The sequence below is a fragment of the Enterobacter sp. DN genome, assembly GCF_046054285.1.
Classification (GTDB): Bacteria; Pseudomonadota; Gammaproteobacteria; order Enterobacterales; family Enterobacteriaceae; genus Enterobacter; species Enterobacter hormaechei_C.
In genome coordinates, this window is sequence record NZ_JBJJTG010000002.1 from 582,746 (window position 1) to 605,081 (window position 22,336).

24 protein-coding genes are annotated in these 22,336 nt (G+C 57.7%); 11 read left to right on the forward strand and 13 right to left on the reverse strand.

The features are described from left to right. Positions 1-86 precede the first annotated feature (86 nt). Entirely contained in the window at positions 87-650 is a 564-nt protein-coding gene (ahpC, locus tag ACJTMZ_RS07380; protein WP_014882974.1) for an alkyl hydroperoxide reductase subunit C, read from the reverse strand. 621 nt (positions 651-1,271) lie between these two features. Here ahpC and citR point away from each other — a divergent pair. From citR to ACJTMZ_RS07395, 3 genes are all read left to right on the forward strand, one after another. Beyond that, positions 1,272-2,192, forward strand: a complete 921-nt coding sequence (gene citR, locus ACJTMZ_RS07385; protein WP_045348560.1) for a DNA-binding transcriptional repressor CitR — start codon at positions 1,272-1,274, stop codon at positions 2,190-2,192. Between the two features lie 126 nt (positions 2,193-2,318). Next, positions 2,319-3,542, forward strand: coding sequence for a DUF3440 domain-containing protein (locus ACJTMZ_RS07390; protein WP_252010896.1), 1,224 nt, complete (start codon positions 2,319-2,321; stop codon positions 3,540-3,542). After that, a complete protein-coding gene (locus ACJTMZ_RS07395) occupies positions 3,527-4,153 on the forward strand; it encodes a ParB/RepB/Spo0J family partition protein (RefSeq protein WP_163358782.1) in 627 nt (208 codons plus the stop codon). The genes ACJTMZ_RS07390 and ACJTMZ_RS07395 overlap by 16 nt, the downstream gene beginning before the upstream one ends. Here ACJTMZ_RS07395 and ACJTMZ_RS07400 read toward each other — a convergent pair whose 3' ends face one another. After that, a complete protein-coding gene (locus ACJTMZ_RS07400) occupies positions 4,154-5,314 on the reverse strand; it encodes a pyridoxal phosphate-dependent aminotransferase (RefSeq protein WP_032620087.1) in 1,161 nt (386 codons plus the stop codon). Positions 5,315-5,436: 122 nt separating this feature from the next. Here ACJTMZ_RS07400 and ACJTMZ_RS07405 point away from each other — a divergent pair, with 122 nt between their 5' ends. From ACJTMZ_RS07405 to ACJTMZ_RS07415, 3 genes are read left to right on the forward strand one after another with little or no spacing between them, the layout of a single operon-like run. After that, a complete protein-coding gene (locus ACJTMZ_RS07405) occupies positions 5,437-6,051 on the forward strand; it encodes a methylthioribulose 1-phosphate dehydratase (protein ID WP_017382494.1) in 615 nt (204 codons plus the stop codon). Further along, entirely contained in the window at positions 6,048-6,737 is a 690-nt protein-coding gene (gene mtnC, locus ACJTMZ_RS07410; protein ID WP_006809660.1) for an acireductone synthase, read from the forward strand. Before ACJTMZ_RS07405 ends, mtnC begins: the two co-directional genes overlap by 4 nt. Then, on the forward strand, positions 6,734-7,276 hold the full coding sequence (locus tag ACJTMZ_RS07415) for an acireductone dioxygenase (RefSeq protein WP_023315605.1): 543 nt from the start codon (positions 6,734-6,736) through the stop codon (positions 7,274-7,276). Before mtnC ends, ACJTMZ_RS07415 begins: the two co-directional genes overlap by 4 nt. 66 nt (positions 7,277-7,342) lie before the next feature. On the opposite strand, the gene ACJTMZ_RS07420 is transcribed toward ACJTMZ_RS07415, so the two are convergent. After that, positions 7,343-7,480: a hypothetical protein gene (locus tag ACJTMZ_RS07420; RefSeq protein WP_017694329.1), complete on the reverse strand. Its 138-nt coding sequence runs from the start codon at positions 7,478-7,480 to the stop codon at positions 7,343-7,345. A gap of 88 nt (positions 7,481-7,568) precedes the next feature. Beyond that, positions 7,569-8,585: an S-methyl-5-thioribose-1-phosphate isomerase gene (mtnA, locus tag ACJTMZ_RS07425; protein WP_252010897.1), complete on the reverse strand. Its 1,017-nt coding sequence runs from the start codon at positions 8,583-8,585 to the stop codon at positions 7,569-7,571. 102 nt (positions 8,586-8,687) lie between these two features. Here mtnA and mtnK point away from each other — a divergent pair, with 102 nt between their 5' ends. Continuing rightward, a complete protein-coding gene (gene mtnK, locus ACJTMZ_RS07430; RefSeq protein ID WP_252010898.1) occupies positions 8,688-9,887 on the forward strand; it encodes an S-methyl-5-thioribose kinase in 1,200 nt (399 codons plus the stop codon). An 87-nt stretch (positions 9,888-9,974) separates the two neighbouring features. Here the strand turns inward: mtnK and ACJTMZ_RS07435 are convergent, their stop codons facing one another. The 4 genes from ACJTMZ_RS07435 to ACJTMZ_RS07450 all read right to left on the reverse strand — a co-directional run bounded on the left by ACJTMZ_RS07435 (position 9,975) and on the right by ACJTMZ_RS07450 (position 14,887). Further along, a complete protein-coding gene (locus tag ACJTMZ_RS07435) occupies positions 9,975-11,216 on the reverse strand; it encodes an LVIVD repeat-containing protein (protein WP_252010899.1) in 1,242 nt (413 codons plus the stop codon). Positions 11,217-11,308: 92 nt separating this feature from the next. Next, entirely contained in the window at positions 11,309-12,373 is a 1,065-nt protein-coding gene (locus ACJTMZ_RS07440) for a sugar ABC transporter substrate-binding protein (protein WP_015571167.1), read from the reverse strand. Positions 12,374-12,392: 19 nt separating this feature from the next. Continuing rightward, entirely contained in the window at positions 12,393-13,388 is a 996-nt protein-coding gene (locus tag ACJTMZ_RS07445) for an ABC transporter permease (protein WP_252010900.1), read from the reverse strand. Next, entirely contained in the window at positions 13,385-14,887 is a 1,503-nt protein-coding gene (locus tag ACJTMZ_RS07450) for a sugar ABC transporter ATP-binding protein (protein ID WP_023296101.1), read from the reverse strand. The genes ACJTMZ_RS07445 and ACJTMZ_RS07450 overlap by 4 nt, the downstream gene beginning before the upstream one ends. A 159-nt stretch (positions 14,888-15,046) precedes the next feature. On the opposite strand from ACJTMZ_RS07450, the gene ACJTMZ_RS07455 reads away from it, so the two are divergent. From ACJTMZ_RS07455 to ACJTMZ_RS07470, 4 genes are all read left to right on the forward strand, one after another. Then, positions 15,047-16,135: an oxidoreductase gene (locus ACJTMZ_RS07455; protein ID WP_047063326.1), complete on the forward strand. Its 1,089-nt coding sequence runs from the start codon at positions 15,047-15,049 to the stop codon at positions 16,133-16,135. Positions 16,136-16,192: 57 nt separating this feature from the next. Continuing rightward, positions 16,193-16,936, forward strand: a complete 744-nt coding sequence (locus tag ACJTMZ_RS07460; protein WP_017382507.1) for an SDR family NAD(P)-dependent oxidoreductase — start codon at positions 16,193-16,195, stop codon at positions 16,934-16,936. Between the two features lie 182 nt (positions 16,937-17,118). Further along, positions 17,119-17,421, forward strand: coding sequence for a type II toxin-antitoxin system RelE/ParE family toxin (locus ACJTMZ_RS07465; protein WP_015571170.1), 303 nt, complete (start codon positions 17,119-17,121; stop codon positions 17,419-17,421). Beyond that, a complete protein-coding gene (locus ACJTMZ_RS07470; protein WP_017694334.1) occupies positions 17,396-17,800 on the forward strand; it encodes a helix-turn-helix transcriptional regulator in 405 nt (134 codons plus the stop codon). Before ACJTMZ_RS07465 ends, ACJTMZ_RS07470 begins: the two co-directional genes overlap by 26 nt. Here ACJTMZ_RS07470 and ACJTMZ_RS07475 read toward each other — a convergent pair. From ACJTMZ_RS07475 to ACJTMZ_RS07495, 5 genes are all read right to left on the reverse strand, one after another. After that, a complete protein-coding gene (locus tag ACJTMZ_RS07475; protein WP_006809671.1) occupies positions 17,797-17,994 on the reverse strand; it encodes a YbdD/YjiX family protein in 198 nt (65 codons plus the stop codon). The two genes, ACJTMZ_RS07470 and ACJTMZ_RS07475, sit on opposite strands and share 4 nt — an antisense overlap. A 60-nt stretch (positions 17,995-18,054) precedes the next feature. Continuing rightward, on the reverse strand, positions 18,055-20,160 hold the full coding sequence (gene cstA / locus ACJTMZ_RS07480) for a pyruvate/proton symporter CstA (RefSeq protein WP_015571172.1): 2,106 nt from the start codon (positions 20,158-20,160) through the stop codon (positions 18,055-18,057). A gap of 149 nt (positions 20,161-20,309) precedes the next feature. Beyond that, positions 20,310-20,723, reverse strand: a complete 414-nt coding sequence (entH, locus tag ACJTMZ_RS07485; RefSeq protein ID WP_252010901.1) for a proofreading thioesterase EntH — start codon at positions 20,721-20,723, stop codon at positions 20,310-20,312. After that, positions 20,723-21,475 carry a 2,3-dihydro-2,3-dihydroxybenzoate dehydrogenase EntA gene (gene entA / locus ACJTMZ_RS07490; protein WP_015571174.1) on the reverse strand — a complete coding sequence of 251 codons (753 nt, stop codon included), beginning with the start codon at positions 21,473-21,475 and terminating at the stop codon, positions 20,723-20,725. The genes entH and entA overlap by 1 nt, the downstream gene beginning before the upstream one ends. Beyond that, a complete protein-coding gene (locus ACJTMZ_RS07495; RefSeq protein WP_015571175.1) occupies positions 21,475-22,329 on the reverse strand; it encodes an isochorismatase in 855 nt (284 codons plus the stop codon). The genes entA and ACJTMZ_RS07495 overlap by 1 nt, the downstream gene beginning before the upstream one ends. Between the last annotated feature and the right edge of the window lie 7 nt (positions 22,330-22,336).

Here is a 22,336-nt window from a genome sequence, read left to right on the forward strand (position 1 = left end):
CCCATTGATTGCCGGGTGGCACTTCGTTTACCCGGCCTACGATACTGTAGGCCAGTGCAAGCGTAGCGCCGCCAGGCTTTACAGACTTAGATCTTGCCAACCAGGTCCAGAGATGGAGCCAGCGTCGCTTCGCCTTCTTTCCATTTCGCCGGGCACACTTCGCCTGGGTGAGAAGCAACGTACTGAGCCGCTTTCACTTTGCGCAGCAGGTCAGATGCATCACGGCCGATACCTTCAGCGGTAACTTCGATAGCCTGGATAATGCCCTGCGGGTCAACAACGAAGGTCGCGCGGTCTGCCAGGCCTTCATCTTCACGCATGTTGTCGAAGTTACGGGTCAGGGCGCCAGTCGGGTCGCCGATCATCGCGTATTTGATTTTCGCGATAGTTTCAGAGCTGCTGTGCCACGCTTTGTGGGTGAAGTGGGTATCGGTAGAAACAGAGTAAACGTCTACGCCCAGCTTTTGCAGTTCTTCGTAGTGGTCTGCCACGTCACCCAGTTCGGTCGGGCAAACGAAGGTGAAGTCAGCCGGATAGAAGAAGAACACGCTCCAGCGGCCCTCGGTATCTTTCTCAGTAACTTCGATGAACTCACCGTTTTTGAACGCCTGGTTTTTGAAAGGTTTAATTTTGGTGTTAATCAAGGACATCTGTACTTCCTCCGTGTTTTCGTTGAGATGTAAGGTAACCAACTTTGTTCATCGGGGCTAATGCGTATGCTTTATCAAATCAATCAGCCAAACCTTACAACAGCAACAAGACAGCAAGGTGAACCTTTTACAGGAAAGCCTGAAAGTAAAAAGGCCGCCTCAACGGGCGGCCCTGATACCTGAATTCCCCGCAGGTACATTCAGTGCCAGCCGAAGCTGGCGTTGCGTTGCGCTCTACATACCTTGTATCAAGGCCGTAACAGCGGTTTGATTACAGCATCCGTGCGCGCATTGAGCAATGCATAAGAGGGATAGTCCTGCCTATGGTTGTGATAGGCAGAATCGAACAGGCCTCAGAAACGTTATAAATTTAATTTCATTATAAATTTCGCGCTATATATAAATGCCAGTTGTCATTCAAATAATTCAATCACACTTTAAAGATAAAATTATCTTAATAAATCTTGAAGTTGTGTTTCAATAATCCAAAGCCGTGATATATTAAGATCACTTAATTTTTAAATTAAGCGAGTTACCCCCACGGATTGTTAAAGGTAACTTCCCTCTGTCGTACTCCATGATGTGATAACGACAGCAAACACAGCACACTCAGGACGAAACATGGCCAACCTCTACGACCTAAAAAAATTCGATCTCAATCTGTTAGTCATCTTCGAATGCATTTACCAACATCTCAGTATCAGTAAGGCTGCCGAGACACTTTATATCACGCCATCCGCCGTGAGCCAGTCGCTGCAACGTCTGCGTGGCCAGCTCAATGACCCCCTGTTCATCCGCTCAGGTAAGGGAATTACGCCGACCACGGTGGGCACCAACCTGCATCATCATCTTGAACAGAATCTCAACCAAATTGAGCAGACGATCAACATGATGCATCACTCGGACATCAAGAAAAAGTTCGTTATCTATTGCTCTCAAATGATGTCGCCCGGCTATATGCTCGAACCAATGAAGCTGCTAATGTCAGAGGAAAATTACGAGATAGAACAACGAGATATGCTTATCTCTCCGGAATCCGCAGAGGACCTGCTCGCCTACCGTAAAGCCGACCTGATCTTTACTATTGCCCCAATTAAGAATCGCTCTGTGGTGTGTTCTCACTTTGCCACGGTGCCAATAGCGTTAATCTGCCGAGAAAACCACCCAAGACTCGCCGATACGGTCAGTCTTGAAGCGTTATACCGGGAAAAATTCACCTTTTACCAGAGTGCGCACCCGGGCGTTAAAGAGTTCCAGAATCGCGCCAATGACCTTTTCCCGGAAAGAGATATTGCTTTTCGCACGGACTCCATCAGCTCGCTTATCTCCATGGTCAGTTCATCTGATCTGTTAGGCTTTATACCCGTATCAATCTATGAAGCCTATAAAGAGACGTTAAAAATAAAACGGATCGCCGCCCCATTTGAATTGCCCGAAATACATGTCTATATGCTTTACAGCCGTTCATCGCTGAACAGCAGCGTTTTTTCAACGTTCATTGAGAAAATGCATAAACTCTGTCTTTCCGCTCCATCTGCGTAAAATCATTTATATGATGAATATAAAAATCGCAAACTGAAAAAATGATCCCGTGAAAATAATGAAAAATGATTTCATAATATCGTCTTAATTTTTTCCAGACATTTAACACGCAGGATGCGATTAACCATGTCGATCTATAAAATCCCTTTACAGGAAAATGTTTTAGACGCTTCAGCGGAACGCATAGACTGGACGCTAAACAATTTCTCCAGGGTATGCGTTTCCTTTTCCGGTGGAAAAGATTCTACCGTGATGCTGCATCTCGTTGCCCAGCAAGCACGGCAATTAAAGCGAAAAATAGATGTCATCTTTCTGGACTGGGAAGCGCAATTCTCCTCAACCATTCAGCATGTTGACACGATGAGAACGCTGTATCGGGATGTTATCCATCAGTTCTGGTGGGTAGCGCTTCCGCTCACGACCCAGAACGCCCTGTCACAGTTTCAACCTGAATGGCAGTGCTGGGAACCCGGGACAAACTGGGTTCGCCAGCCACCGGAAGATGCCATTACCGATTATCACTATTTCGATTTTTATCAGCAGGGAATGACGTTTGAAGTCTTCGTGCGAGAGTTTGCCGAATGGTATGCGCAAAAACGTCCTGCCGCCGTTATGGTGGGGATCCGCGCCGATGAATCCTACAACCGCTTTCTGGCTATCGCGTCGGCACGTAAGCAGCGCTTTTCTGACGATAAACCCTGGACGACCGTCGCACCGGGCGGGCACACCTGGTATATCTACCCTCTGTACGACTGGAAAACCGCCGACATCTGGACGTGGTTCGCGAAATCGAAATGTTGCTATAACCCGTTATACGACCTGATGTACAAGGCGGGGGTGCCGCCGCGTTATATGCGCATCTGCGAACCGTTTGGCCCGGAACAGCGTCAGGGCTTGTGGCTCTATCATGTCATTGAACCCGAACGCTGGGCGGCGATGTGTGAGCGTGCCTGCGGGGTGCGCAGCGGCGGTATTTATGCCGGGCACGATAACCATTTTTATGGCCACCGGAAGATCCTGAAACCAGACCATCTTGGCTGGCGCGAATACGCCATGCTGCTACTCGACAGCATGCCGCAAAATACGGCGGAGCATTACCGCAATAAAATTGCGGTTTATCTCCACTGGTATCAAAAGCGAGGCATGAACGATATTCCCGATACGCAGGAGGGCGACATTGGCGCCAAGGACATCCCCTCCTGGCGACGTATCTGTAAGGTTTTACTTAATAACGATTACTGGTGCAGGGCCCTGTCATTTAGCCCAAATAAACTAAAACACTATCAGCGCTACAGCGACAGAGTGAAGGCAAAACGCAAGGAGTGGGGCATTTTATGCGACAGCGAATAATCACCGAAATTGACATCTACCTTCAATCACTTGCCGAAGAGGATCGGATCAATGCCATTAACGCCTTCCGTCAGGCAATACATAAAAACAGCCCTTTTCGTGAGCAACCTATAGACTGTGTGCTCTGGGTTAAACAGGACGCGATTACCGCCAACGATTACAACCCCAATAACGTTGCCCCACCGGAAAAACGATTACTCAGCAAGTCACTGGAACTTGATGGATTCACCCAGCCTATCGTTGTGACCGAAAGCGAACAGCAGCAGTATGAAATCGTGGACGGTTTTCACCGCCATGAAATTGGCACAACCCGGGCGGTTTTGAAGCGCCAGCTCAAAGGGTACTTACCCGTCACTTGCCTGCGCCAGGAGCGACAGGACAAACATAACCGAATGGCGGCCACCATTCGCCACAATCGGGCTCGTGGGCGGCATCAAATCAACGCCATGTCAGAGATTGTTCGTGAACTGGTTCAGCTCGGCTGGGACGACGAGAAGATAGGCAAGGAGCTTGGGATGGATAGCGACGAAGTACTGCGCCTCAAACAAATCAACGGTCTGCTCGAACTCTTCGCAGACCGTCGTTTTTCTGAAGCCTGGACGGTGAAATAGTCAGAGCGCGTTTAACCGCGCTGCCGCTGCCAGCAGCGTCGATTCCTGCTTCGCAAAGCAAAGTCGGATCAGCTTATGCGGGAAGGGATCGGCGCAGAACACCGACAGCGGAATGGCCGCCACGCCCACCTCTTTCGTCAGCCACTGGCAGAAACTCACGTCGTCCAGATCGGAAATCGCGCTGTAGTCGGCCAGCAGGAAATAGGTCCCTTCACAGGGTAAAATCTCCAGACGGCTTTTGCTCAACGCAGCCACAAACCGATCCCGACGCGCACGGTAGAAATCCGGTAGCTCACGGTAGTGTCCGGGTTCGCTGCGCAGCATATCCGCCAGCGCCAGCTGAGCGGGTGTGTTCACCGCAAACGTCAGATACTGATGCACTTTACGCAGCTCAGCGCTGATGGCGGCGGGCGCCACGCAGTACCCGACCTTCCAGCCGGTCATATGGTAGGTTTTGCCAAATGACGATACCGCGATTGCACGCTCACGAAGCTGCGGATGCGCCAGCACGCTGGCATGCCCCTCTTCGGCGAAGCAGATATGCTCATACACCTCGTCGCTCAGAACATAGATTTCACGTTCGGCGATGGCCTGCCACAGGGCGGCAAAATCGCTCTTCTGCCACACCGTCGCCGATGGGTTGTGCGGCGTATTCAGGATCACCAGCCGGGTTTTATCGCTCAGCAGCGCGGCAAACGCCTGCCAGTCCGGACGAAAATGCGGCGGCTGGAGCGCCACGCGTTTCACTACGCCGCCGGCCAGTTCAATCGCCGGGGCGTAGCTATCGTAGCTCGGGTCAAAACAAATCACCTCATCGCCCGTACGCACCAGGGCGGTTATCGCCGCATACAGCGCTTCGGTCGCCCCTGCGGTTACCGTGATATCGCTGTTCGCATCAGGTTTATAGCCATACAGCTCAGCCGTTTTATCCGCAATGGCTTCACGCAACGCCTGCACGCCGGTCATCGGCGCGTACTGGTTGGCTCCCTGCGCCACGTGGTACGCCAGACGCTCCTGCAAATATTTCGGCCCGTCAAAATCCGGAAAACCTTGTGAGAGGTTAATGGCGTTGTGCTGCTGCGCCAGGGCGCTCATCTGGGTAAAAATCGTCGTGCCGAGATTTGGAAGTTTACTCTGCGGGATCAACGGGTTATTGCTCATTGTAGTGTGCCTGCCTGTAATACTTATGTTGCTGACACTATAACACGATGTTAGTCTTTGGCAATCAAGACGCTTAGACGTCTAAACGATATAAATATTCCTGACCGAGAGGGTAAAAGGAAATGACAGACAACCTGCAACTCACACACCTGGTCGAGGCCTGCCGCTGGATTGGCGCCAAAGGCTGGGCGCCCGCTACCGGCGGCAATATGTCCGTGCGTCAGGATGAACACCTGTGCTGGCTGAGCGAATCCGGAAAAGATAAAGGCAGCCTGACCACCGCCGATTTTCTACAGGTTGAAATCGCCACCAACCGTGCGCCGTCTGGCCGTAAACCGTCGGCAGAGACCGGGCTGCATACCCTCATCTATCGCCTGTTTCCCGAGGCTAACGCCGTCCTGCACGTTCACACTGTCAATGCCACGGTGCTGTCGCGTCTGGTCAACGAGGCCGAGCTGAAGATCACCGGTTTCGAGATGCAAAAATCCCTTACCGGGCAGACCACGCACCAGGATACGGTGGCCATCCCGGTGTTTGATAACGACCAGGACATCGACGCCCTCGCCTCTCGCATCGCCCATTACGCGCAGGAACGTCCGCTTAATTATGGTTTTCTTCTGCGCGGTCATGGCTTAACCTGCTGGGGACGCGACGTGGCCGAAGCCCGCCGTCATCTGGAAGGTTTAGAATTCTTATTTGAATGCGAAATGCGTTTACGACAATGGGAGAGAGTATGATTCGCGCGATTGTGACGGATATTGAAGGGACCACCAGCGATATCCGTTTTGTCCATGATGTTTTGTTCCCCTACGCGCGTGAGCGGCTGGCGGCCTTTGTGACCGCGCAGCAGTACGCCGAGCCGGTCAAATCGATTCTGGACAACCTGCGCGATGAAATCAGCGCTCCGCATGCCAGCGTCAGCGATCTCATCAACGTACTGTTTACCTTTATGGATGAAGACCGCAAATCGACGGCGCTCAAAGCCCTGCAAGGCATCATCTGGCAGGACGGTTACGTCAACGGTGACTTTACCGGACACCTCTATCCTGACGTACTGCCCGCGCTGGAAAAATGGAAGGCGCAAGGGATTGATCTCTATGTTTATTCCTCTGGCTCTGTCGCCGCGCAGAAACTGTTATTTGGCTACAGCGACGAAGGTGATATTACTCATCTGTTCAGCGGCTATTTTGATACCCACATTGGCGCCAAGCGCGAGGTGCAGTCTTATCAAAATATTGCGGCGCAAACGGGCATTGCCCCGTCGCAGATCCTGTTTCTGTCGGATATTCATCAGGAGCTGGACGCGGCTGAGCAGGCGGGTTTTCGTACCCTGCAACTGATTCGCGGTGAAGATGACGGCGCAAGCCATCATCATCAGATCCACCAGTTTGACGAGATTAATCCGGAGCAGATCCCTTCATGAGCGCATTGACCATTTATTCCGATAAAGACGCCAGTCAGCACCAGTGGCACAGCACCGACGCCGCCGAGATTGCCCAACAGCTCAACGCCAAAGGCGTGCGGTTTGAACGCTGGGCGGCGGATCGCGATTTAGGGCACGATCCCGCGCCTGAAGCCGTGATCGCGGCCTATCAGCATGCGATCGACAAGCTGGTGGCAGAGAAAGGTTACCAGAGCTGGGATGTGATCAGCCTGCGCGCCGACAATCCGCAGAAAGAGGCGCTGCGCGCGAAGTTTCTGAACGAACACACTCACGGTGAAGACGAAGTGCGCTTTTTCGTGGAAGGGGCGGGATTGTTCTGCCTGCACATCGGCGATGAAGTGTATCAGGTGCTGTGCGAGAAAAACGACCTGATTTCCGTTCCCGCGGGCACGCCGCACTGGTTTGATATGGGCTCAGAGCCGAACTTTACGGCGATTCGTATCTTCGATAACCCGGAGGGTTGGGTCGCACAGTTTACCGGGGATGCGATTGCGGATGCGTATCCACGCCTGGCATAGTCTGAACAGGCACGGTTAGCCCCCTCTCCCTGTGGGAGAGGGTTGGGGTGAGGGCACCCGCGCGCACTACGCGTTAAGCCCCTTAACATACCCCACCAGATGATCCAGCACCACGCCCCATGCTTCGTGGAAGCCCATCTGCTCATGTTGCTCGCGGATCTCCTTCGTCGGATGACGCGCAATCGCCGAGGTCGCGCGGTGCATCCACCACGCGCTCCAGTTTTAAGTCTGTGTCAGGATCGAGCGTCACGATGTTGTCCTCTCATGGAACCCCCTTAAAGGATAGCCGGACTCAGGCAAATTTCCCTGCCGCTACCTCGTCCGGCGTGACCACGCCAGTATCCAGCACCCAGCCGCTAATCAGCGAGGCAGGCGTGACGTCAAACGCCGGGTTATAGACCTGCGCCTCTTGCGGCGCCCACTGCACCGCGCCAAAGCTCCCCGCCACGCCCGTCACTTCACTGGCCGCGCGCTGCTCAATCGGGATTGCGTCACCGTTCGGGCAGTCCGGGTCGAGGGTCGTTTGCGGGGCAGCGACGTAGAACGGAATGCCGTGAAACTTCGCCAGCACCGCCAGGGAATAGGTGCCGATTTTGTTCGCCACGTCGCCGTTGGCGGCAATGCGGTCTGCACCCACCCACACGGCGTCCACCTGCCCTTTTGCCATCAGGCTGGCGGCCATGGAGTCGGTAATCAGCTGATACGGTACGCCCAGCTCGCCGAGTTCCCACGCGGTCAGCCTGCCGCCCTGCAATAGCGGACGGGTTTCATCCACCCAGACGTTGCTTACCTTGCCTTCCTGATGCGCGCGAGCAATCACCCCCAGCGCGGTACCGACGCCCGCCGTCGCCAGCCCGCCGGTGTTGCAGTGGGTCAGCAGACGGCTGCCGGGCTTCACCAGCGCGCTGCCCGCACTGGCAATAGCGTCACAGAGCCGTTTGTCTTCGTCAATCAGCCGCAGCGCTTCAGCCATCAGCGCCGGAATATAATCTTCCTGCCACAGCGCAATCTTCATGCGATCGAGGTTATTCATCAGGTTCACCGCCGTCGGGCGGGAGGCGCGCAGGGTTTCCAGCGCCACCGCCAGCTCGTCGCGGCTTTTGCCGCTTTCCGCTAACAGCGCCAGCAACAGGCTTGCAGAGAGACCAATCAGCGGCGCGCCGCGCACCCGCAGGGCGTGGATGTGCCCGACCAGCGCCTCGACCGTCGAGGCATCGAGCCAGCGTTTCTCCTGTGGAAGCGCCTGCTGGTCGAGAATAAAGAGCTGATTATCCGCCACCCGCAGGCTGGTCGTCTGTAATGTCTGCATGTCGTTAATTCCCTGTTGCGTTGTTGTAGCACATTGTGTCAGGATGAAATCCAGATGTATAGACGTCTACATGTCTTAATTAGCAAAACTGAGGAGCAGGCCATGTCGCAATACCGTACCTTTACCGCTCAGGACGCCGTGGAGTATGCCAGGCAGTTTGGCGGACTTGACGATCCTTCATCGCTGGTAGAGGCGCAGGAAATCGGCGACGGCAACCTCAACCTGGTCTTTAAAATTTTCGACCGCGCGGGCGTGAGCCGCATCGTCGTTAAGCAGGCGCTGCCCTATGTACGCTGCGTCGGCGAATCCTGGCCGCTGACGCTGGATCGTGCCCGTCTTGAAGCGCAAACCCTGGTCGAGCATTACCAGCACAGCCCGCAGCACACGGTAAAAATCCACCACTTTGACCCGGAACTGGCGGTGATGGTGATGGAAGATCTCTCCAGCCATCGCATCTGGCGCGGCGAGCTGATTAACAACATTTACTACCCCCAGGCGGCGCGTCAGCTGGGGGAATATCTGGCTCACACCCTGTTTCACACCAGCGATTTTTATCTGCATCCGCACGATAAAAAAGCGCAGGTAGCGAAATTCATCAACCCGGAGATGTGCGAGATCACCGAAGATCTGTTCTTTAACGATCCGTACCAGATCCACGCGCGCAACAGCTACCCGGCCGAGCTGGAAAACGACGTTGCCGCCCTGCGCGACGACGCCCAGCTTAAAATCGCCGTGGCCTCCCTCAAGCACCGCTTTTTCTCGCACGCCGAAGCCCTGCTGCACGGAGACATTCACAGCGGTTCGATTTTTGTGGCCGACGGCAGCCTGAAGGCCATCGACGCTGAGTTCGGCTATTTTGGGCCGATTGGCTTTGACGTTGGCACCGCCATTGGCAACCTGCTGCTGAACTTCTGCGGCCTGCCGGGGCATCTTGGCATTCGCGATGCCGCCGCCGCGCGCGAGCAGCGGCTGACCGATATTCAGGAGCTGTGGAACACCTTCGCGGAACGCTTCCAGGCGCTGGCAAACGAGAAAGCCCGCGACGCCGCGCTCGGCGTGCCGGGCTATGCCTCCGCGTTCCTGAAAAAGGTCTGGCATGACGCCATCGGCTTCTGCGGCACCGAACTCATTCGCCGCAGCGTCGGGCTTTCCCACGTCGCGGATATCGACACCATCCAGGATGAAGCCATGCGCCACGAATGCCTGCGCCATGCAATATCCCTCGGTAAAGCGCTGATTGTCATTGCCGACCGCATCGACAGCGCGGAAGAGCTGGTGGCGCGGGTGCGGCAGTACAGCTGAGAACGTTTGCCCGGTGGCGCTCCGCTTACCGGGCCTACGGGTGCAAAATGTAGGCCGGGTAAGGCGAAGCCGCCACCCGGCAAAAACTCACCCCAAATACTCAATCACCGACATCCCGCCGTTATAATCCGTGCTGTAAATAATCCCCTGCGCATCCACAAACACGTCGCACGACTGGATCACCTGCGGGCGGTTGGGCCGCGTATCCATCATCCTCTCCGGCGCCGCGGGCACCAGCGCTCCCGTTTCCACCGGGCGATACGGATTGGAAATGTCATACGCGCGCACCCCCGCGTTCTGGTACGTCGCGAAGATCAGCGTTGAGCTGACGAAGCTTCCCGGCCGGTTCTCATGCAGGTTGTGCGGCCCAAAATGCGCCCCTTTCGTCACGTAGTCGGTTTCATCCGGCTGCGGGAAGGTGGCAATACTTACCGGGTTCGACGGCTCGCGGATATCAAACAGCCAGATCAGCTTTTCGCCGTCCTGCTGGTTATCCAGCACCGCCTCGTCCAGTACCACCAGCAGGTCGCGATCCGGCAGCGGCAGCGCGGTGTGCGTCCCACCACCAAACGGCGGGCTCCAGTTACGGTGGCTAATGAGCTTAGGCCGGGTGCGGTCCTTCACGTCCAGCAGCGTCAGGCCGCCGTCGCGCCAGCTGCCGTAGGCGGTATCCCCCGCGATAATCGCGTGGTGCAGCGCGTAGCGCTTCCCATCCGGCCAGTCCGGCTTCTCCCCTCCGGCCTGGTTCATCCCGGGCAGCCACCAGCGCCCCGCCACTTCAGGCTTACGCGGGTCCGCAAGATCGATGGTCAGGAAGATATAGTCGGTAAAGCCGTCGATCAGCGCTGAAACGTAGGCCCAGCGGCCGCCGACGTACCAGATGCGGTGAATGCCGATGCCGCTCAGCGACAGAAAACCGATTTCGCGCGGCCTGTCCGGCGTGGAGATATCAAAGACGCGAAGCCCGGCGCTCCAGCCTTTATCCTGCACGTCGCTGACGGTCTCCCCCACCTGGCGCGTGTAGTAGACCTTCTCATCGGCAAAACGCGCATCGGCAAACAGGTCCCGGGCGTTAATCACCAGCAGCAGATCGTCGTGCGCCTGGAGGTGTACGTTCCAGGTACCCGGCGGCGCGGGCACGTAACCTGCGGCTTTTGGTTTTTTCGGATCGCGCACGTCGACAATGGAAAAGCCCTGCGACACCATATGACCGATATAGGCGAAACCACGGTGCACCATCAGCTGTACACCGTCCGGACGACCGCCCTGGTCGCTATGGCCAATCAGCCGCATATTGCGGCTGTATTCGGGAGGGGGTAATTGAGACACCTTATGCTCCTTACGCCCGGTGGCGCTACGCTTACCGGGCCTACGGGTGCGAAATGTAGGCCGGGTAAGGCGCAGCCGCCACCCGGCTTGGTTTACTTGTTTTTAGCGGCAAGCGTCGCAAACCACGGCGCGATAAAATCTTCCGTCTGGCCCCAGCCCGGAATGATTTTCCCCAGAGACGCCACGTTCACCGCGCCCGGCTGGGCGGTCAGCAGCGCCTGCGGAATAGCCGCCGCCTTGAAATCGTAGGTGGCAGGCGTCGCTTCTCCGGCAATCTTATTGGCGATCAGGCGTACGTTGGTCGCGCCAATCAGCTTCGGATCTACCGCCACGCTCACCTTCCACGGGCTACCCGGCTCGCGCATCAGCTGGAGATCCTGGTTGGAGATGTCGATGCTGTAGAGCTTGATCTCGGTGCGGCCGTTCTCTTTCAGCGCCTTATACGCGCCCTGGCTGAAGGCATCCCAGGTCCCCCAGATGGCGTCGATTTTACCTTTCGGGTATTTCGCGAGGATCGCCCCCACCTTGTTGGCGGTGTCGCCCTGCACGTCAGAGGAGACCGCGCCGATGGACTCCAGCTCTTTAATCTCCGGATACTGCTTTTGCAGTTCTTTATACGCCGCCTGACGGCGCTCCATCGGCGGGAAGCCCGCGACCCACAGCTTGACGATATTGGCCTTGCCGTTGAAATCTTTCGCCAGTTGACCAAAAGAGAGGTTGGTCAGGGAGGCATCGTCCTGCTGGGTAACGGTTACGCCCGGGATCTCGCCGTTCACGGCGGTATCAAACACCGAAACTTTAATCCCGGCATCCACCGCCTTCTTTACCAGCGCGGTGGAGTACGGATCGCGCCCCTGAGAGAGAATAATCCCGTCGTATTTCTGGCTGATGGCCTGGTTCACGAAATCCTGGAATCTGGCGTCGTCCCCGTTACTTAAAAACGTGCTGACCTTAAAGCCGAGCTTTTTCCCTTCCTGAATCGCCCCGGCAACAAACTGCGTGGTGTTGTCGTCCGAGCCCAGGTTGCGGATCACCGCAATGCGAATGGGGCCGTCATGGCTGGCAATGGCGGCCGGAACCGGCGCGGGGGTAGCCGCCAGGCCCGGCAAAGAAGTGAGTAATCCAAGAGCTACCAAAGAGAGCGCAATCTTTTTCATTTATTATCCCGTTGTGTTGTCAGCGTTTTTGTATGTAAGTAATCGCCAGTGCCATCGCGAGCACCAGCCCTTTTATAATGTCCATGGCGTAATACGGCACGGAGAGCATCACCAGCCCGTTCGACAGCACGCCGAGGATCACCGCCCCCACCAGCGTGCCCAGCGCGTTCGGCTTGCCGGACCCGGCCAGCGAGAACCCGATCCACGCCGCCGCCACCGCATCCATCAGGTAGCCGCCCCCCGCATTCACCTGCGATGAACCGATACGCGAAGCCAGCAAAATTCCGCCCAGTCCCGCCAGCAGCGAGGCGATCACGTAGGCCGCCACCTTGTAGCGCGTGGTACGAATACCGGAGAGACGCGCGGCTTCCGGGTTGCCGCCAATGGCGTACATCCGGCGTCCGTGGGTGGTCAGCGACAGGCCAAGCTGCGCCAGAATCGTCACCACCAGCATGACGATCACAATGGTCGGCACCTGCCCCAGCAGGCTGAATGCCGCCGGAATGGTCCCTTCCGCCATGTCGCCGCTCGGCAGCACCATGTTCTCGGTAATCGACCCGCCGTAGCTGTAGGTCATCGCCACGCCCTGGATGACAAACAGGCTGGCAAGGGTCGCGAGCATGTCCGGAATGCGCAGGATGACGATCAGAAAGGCGTTAAACAGGCCGACCAGCGTGCAGAGCGCAAGGGTCAGCAGAATCGACTCGGTGGTGCCGAAGCCGTGCCAGACGAAAAGCGAAATCACCAGCGCGTTCGCCAGCGACGCGGTTGACCCCACCGAGAGATCGAACCCGCCGACGGTCAGCGAAATCGAGACGCCGATGGCAATCACCGTCACGATGGCAATCGAGCGCAGAATGTTGATGATGTTGTTCGGATCGAGGAAGCTGTCCGACACCAGGCCAAACACCGCCACCAGCGCGACGACGGTCAGCAGCATGCCCCACCTGTAGAGAAAATCGAAAATCTGCTGACGGCCAGACGCCGCCGCGTTCACTGAAAGGGCCTTGCTCACGACGCCGTTCCTCCGGTTGAATAATAAAGTAGTGTCTCTTCCCGGGCCTCGGCTCCGGCGATTTCCGCCACGATGCGTCCGTCCCACAGCACGCAGATGCGGTCGCACAGCCCGACCAGCTCGGCGAACTCGCCCGAGGCGTAAATCACCCCTTTGCCCTCGCGCGCCAGGCCGTCGATCAGCTGAAACAGATCGGTTTTGGCCTTCACGTCCACGCCTTTGGTCGGCTCGTCGAATATCAGCACGCTGGCGTCATTGCGCAGCCATTTGCCGATGGCGACCTTCTGCTGGTTACCGCCGGAAAGCCGACGCAGCACCTGCCCCGGCCCGCGCGTGCGCACACCGACGCGGGCAATCACCTCTTCTGCCCAGCGCCACGCCTGACGATGACCAAACAGGCTCCAGCGCGAGAAGCTGTTATCGGCGCACACGGCAAGGTTCATGCTCACCGGCTCGTCGATAAAAATGCCCTCTTTGCGCCGCTCCTCCGGCACCAGCGCCAGACCGCGCAGTACCGAGTCTGCCGGATCGCGCGGTTTCCAGGCCTGATGGTTCAGCTCGCCGCGCGCGACGCGGCTTTTGCTGGCGCCAAACAGCGCCTTGCAGAGTTCCGTTTTCCCCGCCCCCGCCAGCCCGGCAATGCCAAGGATTTCACCTTTGCGCAGGTGCAGGGAGATATCTTTCAGCAGCGCATCGTCGTGCAGCCCTTCCACCCGCAGCAGCGTCTCCTCACCGTGCGGCGGGCGCGGGGGCGGATAGATATCGCTCAGTTCGTGGCCGAGCATCTTCTCAACAATCGCTTCGCCGCTCAGATCCGCCATCGGGCCGGACTCAATCAGCCTGCCGTCGCGAAGCACCGTCAGGGTGTCGCAGATGGCCTTCAGCTCGTGAATGCGGTGAGAGATAAACACCACGCCGATACCCTGCTGTTGCAGACGTCTTACTACCGCAAACAGACGCTCACTCTCGTGCGCGTCCAGCGGCGCGGTGGGCTCATCAAGAATGAGAAAACGGCAGTGGTGCGAGAGCGCCCGCGCAAGCAAAATCTGCTGTTTTTCAGCCAGCGTGCAACTGTCGATGGAGCGGCGTACGTCGAGCGAAACATCCAGCTGCGCCAGCGCCTGCCGCGCCTGCTGACGAACCGCGCGCCAGCTGTAGCGGTGCCCCGGATGCGCCAACTGGTCGAGCATGATGTTTTCGGCAATGCTTAACCCGGGGATGAGCGCCACATCCACCTCCTGCTGCACAAGGTGGATACCCAGCCGTTTGGCGTCCAGCGGCTCGCGGATACTTACCGGCTGGTTGTTAATGCAGATTTCGCCTTCATAACGATCGTGCGTCCCGCACAGCACCGCCATCAGCGTCGATTTCCCCGCGCCGTTGGCGCCGGTCAGCGCATGCACCGACCCGCCGTTCAGGGTGAAATCCACGCGCGACAGGGCCTGAAAGCCGGAAAAGGCCAGGCTGATACCGCGCATCTCAAGGCGACTGGAAACCATCCGCGTAAATCCTTCATTACTCTTCTGATTTAGCGAATTTTTCACAGCTCTTGTTGACTGACAACGACGTAAAAGGCATAAGTTAAAGCAAAATATTATTAGCCATCCGGATGTCCAGACATAACATCGGGTTAGCGCTTGCTAAAAAAGGACAACTTCATGAGCAACACCGATATCCGCGTCGTGCCCGGCCCGGCGAACTACTTCTCTCATCCGGGAAGCCTTGCCCACCTGGATGATTTCTTTACTCCGGAACAGCTTTCCCGCGCGGTGTGGATCTACGGCGAGCGGGCAATCGAGGGCGCACGCCCTTATCTGCCGCAGAGTTTTAACGCGACGGGGGCAAAACATCTGCTGTTTAAGGGCCATTGCAGCGAGCGTGACGTCACCCATCTGGTGAACGAGTCGGGTAGTGAAACCAGCGTGGTGATTGGCGTGGGCGGCGGTGCGGTAATGGATACCGTCAAGGCCGTGGCGCGTCGTCTGGGCGTGCCGTTCGTAGGCATTCCCACTATCGCCGCCACCTGCGCGGCGTGGACCCCGCTCTCCGTCTGGTACAACGATGCCGGTCAGGCGCTACAGTTTGAGATTTTTGACGACGCCAACTTTCTGGTGCTGGTGGAGCCGCAGATCATCCTTAACGCCCCGGCGGAATATCTGCTGGCGGGCATCGGCGATACGCTGGCGAAGTGGTACGAAGCGGCGGTGCTCGCCCCTCAACCTGAGAGTCTGCCGCTGACCGTGCGTCTTGGCCTGAACGGTGCGCTGGCGATCCGTGACGTGCTGCTGGCACGCAGCGAAGAAGCGCTTGCGGATCAGCAGCGCGGCGAACAGACGCAGGCGTTCCGGGACGTGGTGGATGCGATTATTGCCGGAGGCGGAATGGTCGGCGGTCTGGGTGAGCGCTATACCCGCGTGGCGGCGGCGCACGCGGTGCACAACGGCTTAACCGTGCTGCCGCAGACGGAAAAATACCTGCACGGCACCAAGGTGGCCTACGGCATTCTGGTGCAGAGCGCCCTGCTCGGTCAGGACGACGTGCTGGCGCAGCTGGTGGCGGCGTACCAGCGCTTCAATCTGCCGACCACGCTTCGCGAGCTGGACGTCGATATTCACAACCGCGACGAGCTGGATAAGGTCATTGCCCACACCCTGCGCCCGGTGGAGTCGATTCACTATCTGCCGGTGACGTTAACGCCTGAGGTGCTGCGCGCCGCGTTTGAGAAGGTGGAATCCTTCAGCCGTTAATCGCGCCGACGGGCTATACCTAATGATGATTCTCTCCACTCTTGCAACGAGGTCATCATGCAGATCGATTTAACAGGTAAAAAGGCGCTGGTTACTGGCGCCAGTCGTGGGCTGGGTCGGGCGATTGCGCTGTCGCTGGCACGCGCCGGTGCCGATGTGGTTATCACCTACGAAAAATCCGTCGATAAAGCCCAGCAGGTTGTCGATGAGATCAACGCGCTGGGGCGACACGGCGAGGCGATTCAGGCCGACAGCGCCAGCGCGCAGGCGATTCAGGATGCGGTCACGCAGGCGGCGCGCTCCCTCGGCGGGCTGGATATTCTGGTCAATAACGCCGGGATTGCGCGCGGCGGCCCGCTGGAGTCCATGACCCTGGCGGACATCGACGCTCTGATCAACGTCAACATCCGCGGCGTGGTGATCGCCATTCAGGAAGCGCTGGTGCATATGTCTGACGGCGGACGCATCATCAACATCGGTAGCTGTCTGGCGAACCGCGTGGCACAGCCGGGGATCGCCGTCTACTCGATGACCAAGTCTGCCCTTAACTCCCTCACCCGAGGTCTGGCCCGCGATTTAGGCCCGCGCGGCATTACCGTCAACCTGGTCCACCCCGGCCCGACCAACAGCGATATGAACCCGGAAGACGGCGAGCAGGCTGACTCTCAGCGTCAGCTTATTGCCCTGGGCCATTACGGCCAGCCGGAGGATATCGCAGCGGCGGTCACCTTCCTCGCCAGCCCGGCTGCGGGGCAAATTTCCGGCACCGGTCTGGATGTCGACGGCGGTCTGAACGCCTGATCGCAAATTTACTGTATGCCTCTGTCGTCCGGCAGAGGCCTGTTCGAGCCGCCTCGACGATTCGCGGTTTGCCGCTTTCTCGCGGTTTTTCTCCGCTCTACAGTACCCATAAGAAATTCGGAATTTATCTAATAGTCTTATTATTTCCTTATATTTTGTGTGGGCGTACAGTGGAGGTACGGATGAAGATTGTCTGGTCAAAGACCGCTGAGAAGCAATTTTCTAAAATCGATACGCGATATCAGAACCGCATTAAATTCAGGCTGGAGAAGATGGATGATAAAACATCACCTGTCGCGGATATCAAGAAATTATCATCTCCCGAAAACCACTACAGGCTGCGATTAGGTGATTACAGGGTAATTTACACCTTCGGGGATCCGCCGGGTGATATCTGCTACGTAGTGGCGGTTAAACGCCGGACAACAACCACCTACCTTCATGAGGAGCATACGGAATATGACTGTTCAGTTCATAAAGGATAAAGAAGGGAAAAAACAGTATGTTGTCATTCCTTATAGTGAATATTTTCGCATGCGTTTAGCCACGCTTGAGTATGACGATGAGGATGAAAGCGACTGGGAAGACATCCCTTATGAATCAGATATCTACGATAACGTAGGTTTACCGGGGGAAGTGTGCGACGTCATGCATAACGAGAACGTCAGCCTACAGGCCGCCTGGCGCATTTTACGCGGCATGTCCCAGCAGGAGGTGGCGGAGAAGCTTGGCATCAGCCAGTCCGCCGTGTCACAGCTGGAAGCGCTGGACTCCCGACCGCAAAAGCGCACCCGCGAAAAGCTGGCGGCAATTTACGGCTGTAAACAGGAGCAGATCAGCCTCTATTTACCAAAAGAGGGTTAACAGCACTTCGCCCCGCCCTTGCCGCCGTAGCGGGCGTCCTGACGGTCGCGGAAAAATTCTTCGTAGGTCATGGGCGTCTGGTCCGGGTGGTTGACGCGCATATGCTCGACGTAGTTGTCGTAATCCGGCACGCCAATCATCATTTTAGCGGCCTGGCCCAGGTATTTACCTGCTTTGGAAAGGGTGTCGAACATAGTTCTGATCTCACAGGAAATGTAGGCCGGGTAAGGCGAAGCCGCCACCCGGCACACGGGTTAATGCGCCCCTTTCGCCTGGGTGACAATCTCGTCCAGGTTCTCAGGCATTGGCTCGTACGGCGTCTCTTTCGCCGTCGGTTTGTCGACTTTCAACGCCGCCAGCGCGGTTTTCAGAGAATACAACGCCAGCACCACAACCACCACCATAAAGAAGATGGTCAGCCCGGCGTCCAGACGGTTGTTAAACACCAGCTGCGACAGCTGCGACTCGGTGTACTGTGCCGGGATCTTGCCGCTGTCGATCATCGCCTGGAACTTGTTGGCGATCGCCAGGAAGCCCACCTTGTTGTCCGGGCTGAAGGCTTTCTGCCAGCCCGCGGTCAGGGTACAGATCAGCAGCCACGCCGTTGGCACCAGCGCCACCCATGCGTAACGCTGGCGCTTCATCTTGAACAGGACTACGGCACAGAGCATCAGGGCCATGCCCGCCAGCATCTGGTTGGCGATACCGAACAGCGGCCACAGGGTGTTAATCCCGCCCAGCGGATCGACCACGCCCTGATGCAGGAAGTAGCCCCACGCCAGCACGCACAGCGCCGTCGCCAGCAGGTTAGCCGGGAGTGAATCGGTACGCTTCAGGTTCGGGGAGATCACCCCCAGCAGATCCTGCAACATAAAGCGCGCCGCACGCGTACCGGCATCCACCGCCGTCAGAATAAACAGCGCCTCGAACAGAATGGCGAAGTGATACCAGAACGAGACATCCATCAGCCCGCCCAGCGCGCCGTGCAGAATGTAGGCCATGCCCACCGCCAGCGTTGGTGCCCCGCCTGCACGAGAGATAATCGACTGCTCGCCGACCTCATTAGCGATATGCGTCAACGTTTCAGGGGTAATCGCAAAGCCCCAGCCGCTGACCACCTGCGCGGCAGAGGCAACCACGTCAACGGTGCCGGCAGGTGCCAGTACCGCCATTGGGCTGTTCATCGCAAAGTAAACGCCCGGGTCAATAATACAGGCCGAAACCAGCGCCATAATCGCCACGAAGGATTCCATCAGCATGCCGCCGTAGCCAATCAGGCAGGCCTGATTTTCATTCGCCAGCATCTTCGGCGTGGTCCCGGAGGCAATCAGCGCGTGGAAGCCCGACACCGCCCCACAGGCGATGGTGATAAACAGGAACGGGAACAGGTTACCGGTCCAGACCGGGCCGGTGCCGTCAATAAATTTGGTCAGCGCAGGCATGGTCAGGGTCGGGCGCATAATCAGAATGCCGATCGCCAGCCCGACGATGGTGCCGATTTTCAGGAAGGTGGAGAGGTAGTCACGCGGGGCCAGCAGCAGCCATACCGGCAGCACCGCCGCCACGAAGCCATAGCCCACCAGCATCCAGGTCAGTTGCACGCCGGTGAAGTCGAAGAACGGCGCCCAGGTCGGGCTTTCCGCTACCCAGCCGCCGGAGATAATGGCAAACACCAGGAACACCAGGCCAATAACTGAAACTTCACCAATGCGCCCCGGACGCAGATAGCGGATATAGATCCCCATAAACAGCGCCAGCGGAATGGTGAAGGCGACGGTATAGGTTCCCCACGGGCTGTGGGTCAAGGCTTTCACCACGATCATCGCCAGCACCGCGAGGATGATCACCATGATCATAAAGGTCGCCACCAGCGCAATCACCCCGGCGGTTGCGCCCATCTCCTCTTTCACCAGCTCACCCAGTGAACGACCGTCGCGGCGGGTGGAGACGAACAGCACCATGAAGTCCTGCACCGCGCCCGCCAGCACCACCCCCGCGAGGATCCAGATCATCCCTGGCAGGTAGCCCATCTGCGCGGCCAGTACCGGCCCCACCAGCGGGCCTGCCCCGGCAATCGCCGCGAAATGGTGACCGAACAGCACTTTTTTATCGGTCGGCACGTAGTCCAGACCGTCGTTATGACGCACGGCCGGCGTCATGCGCGTGCCGTCTACGCCCAGTACCGTCTTAGCGATATAGCGGCCATAAAAACGGTATGCGATCAGATAAATGCAGACGGAGGCGACGACGATCCACAGCGCGTTGATCTGCTCCCCCCGGTTGAGGGCGATATAGCCCAGGGCAAAGGCTCCCACCACGGAGAGCACCGCCCACGTAAGGTATTTCCCTGAGTTGTTCATAGTTGTTGTCCGTTGTTGTGAAACAGTGAGATGTTACATTTTGTTTCTAGAACAACGGATAAAATTTAACAACTTTGAAACGCAATAATGCGTGGTCAAACCAGAGATTTACACCACAGTGTTAAGCCGATCACTTTCAGCTGAATGACTTACCCCAACACCATCGTACTCAACCGACAGGTACAGCACCGCCGCCCCTGCTCGTCGAACACCACGATCTCCCAGCTCTGGCTGGAACGGCCCAGATGCAGCGGCTGACACACGCCGCGTACCTTACCGTGAGAGACCGCGCGGTGGTGCGTGGCATTCAGTTCCGTGCCCACCACGTTCTGCCCGTCACGGGTCATCAGAAAACCGGCCATTGAGCCCAGCGTTTCCGCCAGCGCCGCCGAGGCGCCGCCATGCAGCAGGCCAAACGGCTGGTGGGTGCGGGCATCCACCGGCATCTCTGCTTCCAGCGTATCGTCCCCGAGGCGGGTATAGACGATGCCAAGGTGCCCCACCATCGTATTCAGGCTGGTGGCGTTCAGCTCCTCGAGCGTTAAATGACGTTTCCAGTTCATTACGCCCCCAGCGTGGAGCCGCCGTCCACCACGATATCCTGCAAGGTGATATGGCTGGCGGCATCGGATGCCAGGAACAGCACGGTCGCAGCAATCTCCTGTGGACGGGCAATTTTACCGAGCGGAATGCCGAGCTTGAACTGCTCGCCAAAGCCGCGAATGCGCCGCTGTTCCGCATCATCGCTGGTCCACAGGGTGCGCTGCATGTCGGTATCCGTTGAACCCGGCGACACCAGGTTACAGCGTACGCCGCTGCCCGCCAGCTCCAGCCCGACGGTCAGCGCCAGGCTTTTCAGCGCCGCTTTCGACGCGCCGTAGGCGCTCATGCCGATGCGCGGCGTGTGCGCCGCGTCAGAGGCCACCGTCACAATCGCCCCCCCCTGCTGATGACGGAACTGGCCCATCGTCTGCTGGAACAGGTTGAACGCGCCGCCGACGTTGACCGCAAAGGTCTGCTGCCAGTCCTCCTGCGAGAGCTGATCCGTCGCGCCCATACGCAGAATGCCCGCCGCGTTAACCAGCACATCGAGCCGCTCAAGGCTGCTGAGCAAACGCCCGCAGACGTCACTCGCCTGCGCCGCATCCGCCACGTCCAGCGTTTCGGTGGCAAACGGATATTCGCCGTGAGGGAAAGCCAGATCGAACCCGGTCACCTGCGCCCCGGCCTCCACAAATGCCAGCGCGGTCGCATAACCAATGCCCTTACCCGCGCCCGTCACCCAGACCGTTTTACCGGTGAAATCAAAAGCCATCACTTCACCTCGCGGGAGAGCAGCGCCCACCAGGCATCGAGGGTCGGATTTTTTGCCAGCATCACGAAATCAATGTCGCCGTGCACTTTGCGCCAGCGGGCGGCCAGCGCCATCATCCTCACTGAATCCAGACCGTAGTCGATCAGGTTTTCGTCATCCATCGGCTCGTCGGACTCGTCCAGCAGCGGCAGGATCAGCTCACGCAGCGCGGCTTTCGTTGTCGGAACGGACGGCAGCAGTTCGTCGGTCATCACCACGCGGCCCGAACGTCCTGCCACGTATTTCAGCGACATCAGGTGCTCGTCGCGGGTGAAATCCGCCAGCGCGTCGGCGATAAAGAACGGTTTGATGTCGCGCATAAAGGCGTCGGTGGCGGTGGTCATGCAGCCGATGTGGGCGTACACGCCGGTGATCAAAAGCTGGTTGCGCCCGGTCTCTTTAAGCATCTGCTCCAGCGGCGAGCGGTGAAACGCGCTGTAGCGCCACTTCACCAGCACGGTGTCCGCTTCGTCCGGGGTCAGCTCAGCGACGATGCGCTGCTGCTCCGGCGAGCGAGTCAGGCCCGGCCCCCACATATCGTTCAGCAGGGCGCGGTCTTCATCGCTCTGATCTTTCGGCTGCGCGGTGTAGTACACCGGAATATTGTGCTCTTTGCAGTACGCGCGCAGTTTAGCGATGTTCGCCACTACCTGCTGCATCATGTCGCTATTTTCGCCCCAGAAGTTCAGGAAGTACTCCTGCATATCGTGGATCAGCAGCGCGGCGCGCTCCGGTTCAAACGCCCAGTTCACTTTACTGGTCGGCAGTTCGGCGGCGGTTGGCAGCGCGTATGCGGTTAATTTTGGAATGGCCATTATCTGT

Bases quoted from the DNA above. Each gene is read 5' to 3' on its own strand.
- ahpC (WP_014882974.1), bottom strand. From the start codon at position 650: ATGTCCTTGATTAACACCAAAATTAAACCTTTCAAAAACCAGGCGTTC.
- citR (WP_045348560.1), top strand. From the start codon at position 1,272: ATGGCCAACCTCTACGACCTAAAAAAATTCGATCTCAATCTGTTAGTC.
- ACJTMZ_RS07390 (WP_252010896.1), top strand. From the start codon at position 2,319: ATGTCGATCTATAAAATCCCTTTACAGGAAAATGTTTTAGACGCTTCA.
- ACJTMZ_RS07395 (WP_163358782.1), top strand. From the start codon at position 3,527: ATGCGACAGCGAATAATCACCGAAATTGACATCTACCTTCAATCACTT.
- ACJTMZ_RS07400 (WP_032620087.1), bottom strand. From the start codon at position 5,314: ATGAGCAATAACCCGTTGATCCCGCAGAGTAAACTTCCAAATCTCGGC.
- ACJTMZ_RS07405 (WP_017382494.1), top strand. From the start codon at position 5,437: ATGACAGACAACCTGCAACTCACACACCTGGTCGAGGCCTGCCGCTGG.
- mtnC (WP_006809660.1), top strand. From the start codon at position 6,048: ATGATTCGCGCGATTGTGACGGATATTGAAGGGACCACCAGCGATATC.
- ACJTMZ_RS07415 (WP_023315605.1), top strand. From the start codon at position 6,734: ATGAGCGCATTGACCATTTATTCCGATAAAGACGCCAGTCAGCACCAG.
- ACJTMZ_RS07420 (WP_017694329.1), bottom strand. From the start codon at position 7,480: ATGCACCGCGCGACCTCGGCGATTGCGCGTCATCCGACGAAGGAGATC.
- mtnA (WP_252010897.1), bottom strand. From the start codon at position 8,585: ATGCAGACATTACAGACGACCAGCCTGCGGGTGGCGGATAATCAGCTC.
- mtnK (WP_252010898.1), top strand. From the start codon at position 8,688: ATGTCGCAATACCGTACCTTTACCGCTCAGGACGCCGTGGAGTATGCC.
- ACJTMZ_RS07440 (WP_015571167.1), bottom strand. From the start codon at position 12,373: ATGAAAAAGATTGCGCTCTCTTTGGTAGCTCTTGGATTACTCACTTCT.
- ACJTMZ_RS07450 (WP_023296101.1), bottom strand. From the start codon at position 14,887: ATGGTTTCCAGTCGCCTTGAGATGCGCGGTATCAGCCTGGCCTTTTCC.
- ACJTMZ_RS07455 (WP_047063326.1), top strand. From the start codon at position 15,047: ATGAGCAACACCGATATCCGCGTCGTGCCCGGCCCGGCGAACTACTTC.
- ACJTMZ_RS07460 (WP_017382507.1), top strand. From the start codon at position 16,193: ATGCAGATCGATTTAACAGGTAAAAAGGCGCTGGTTACTGGCGCCAGT.
- ACJTMZ_RS07465 (WP_015571170.1), top strand. From the start codon at position 17,119: ATGAAGATTGTCTGGTCAAAGACCGCTGAGAAGCAATTTTCTAAAATC.
- ACJTMZ_RS07470 (WP_017694334.1), top strand. From the start codon at position 17,396: ATGACTGTTCAGTTCATAAAGGATAAAGAAGGGAAAAAACAGTATGTT.
- ACJTMZ_RS07475 (WP_006809671.1), bottom strand. From the start codon at position 17,994: ATGTTCGACACCCTTTCCAAAGCAGGTAAATACCTGGGCCAGGCCGCT.
- cstA (WP_015571172.1), bottom strand. From the start codon at position 20,160: ATGAACAACTCAGGGAAATACCTTACGTGGGCGGTGCTCTCCGTGGTG.
- entH (WP_252010901.1), bottom strand. From the start codon at position 20,723: ATGAACTGGAAACGTCATTTAACGCTCGAGGAGCTGAACGCCACCAGC.
- entA (WP_015571174.1), bottom strand. From the start codon at position 21,475: ATGGCTTTTGATTTCACCGGTAAAACGGTCTGGGTGACGGGCGCGGGT.
- ACJTMZ_RS07495 (WP_015571175.1), bottom strand. From the start codon at position 22,329: ATGGCCATTCCAAAATTAACCGCATACGCGCTGCCAACCGCCGCCGAA.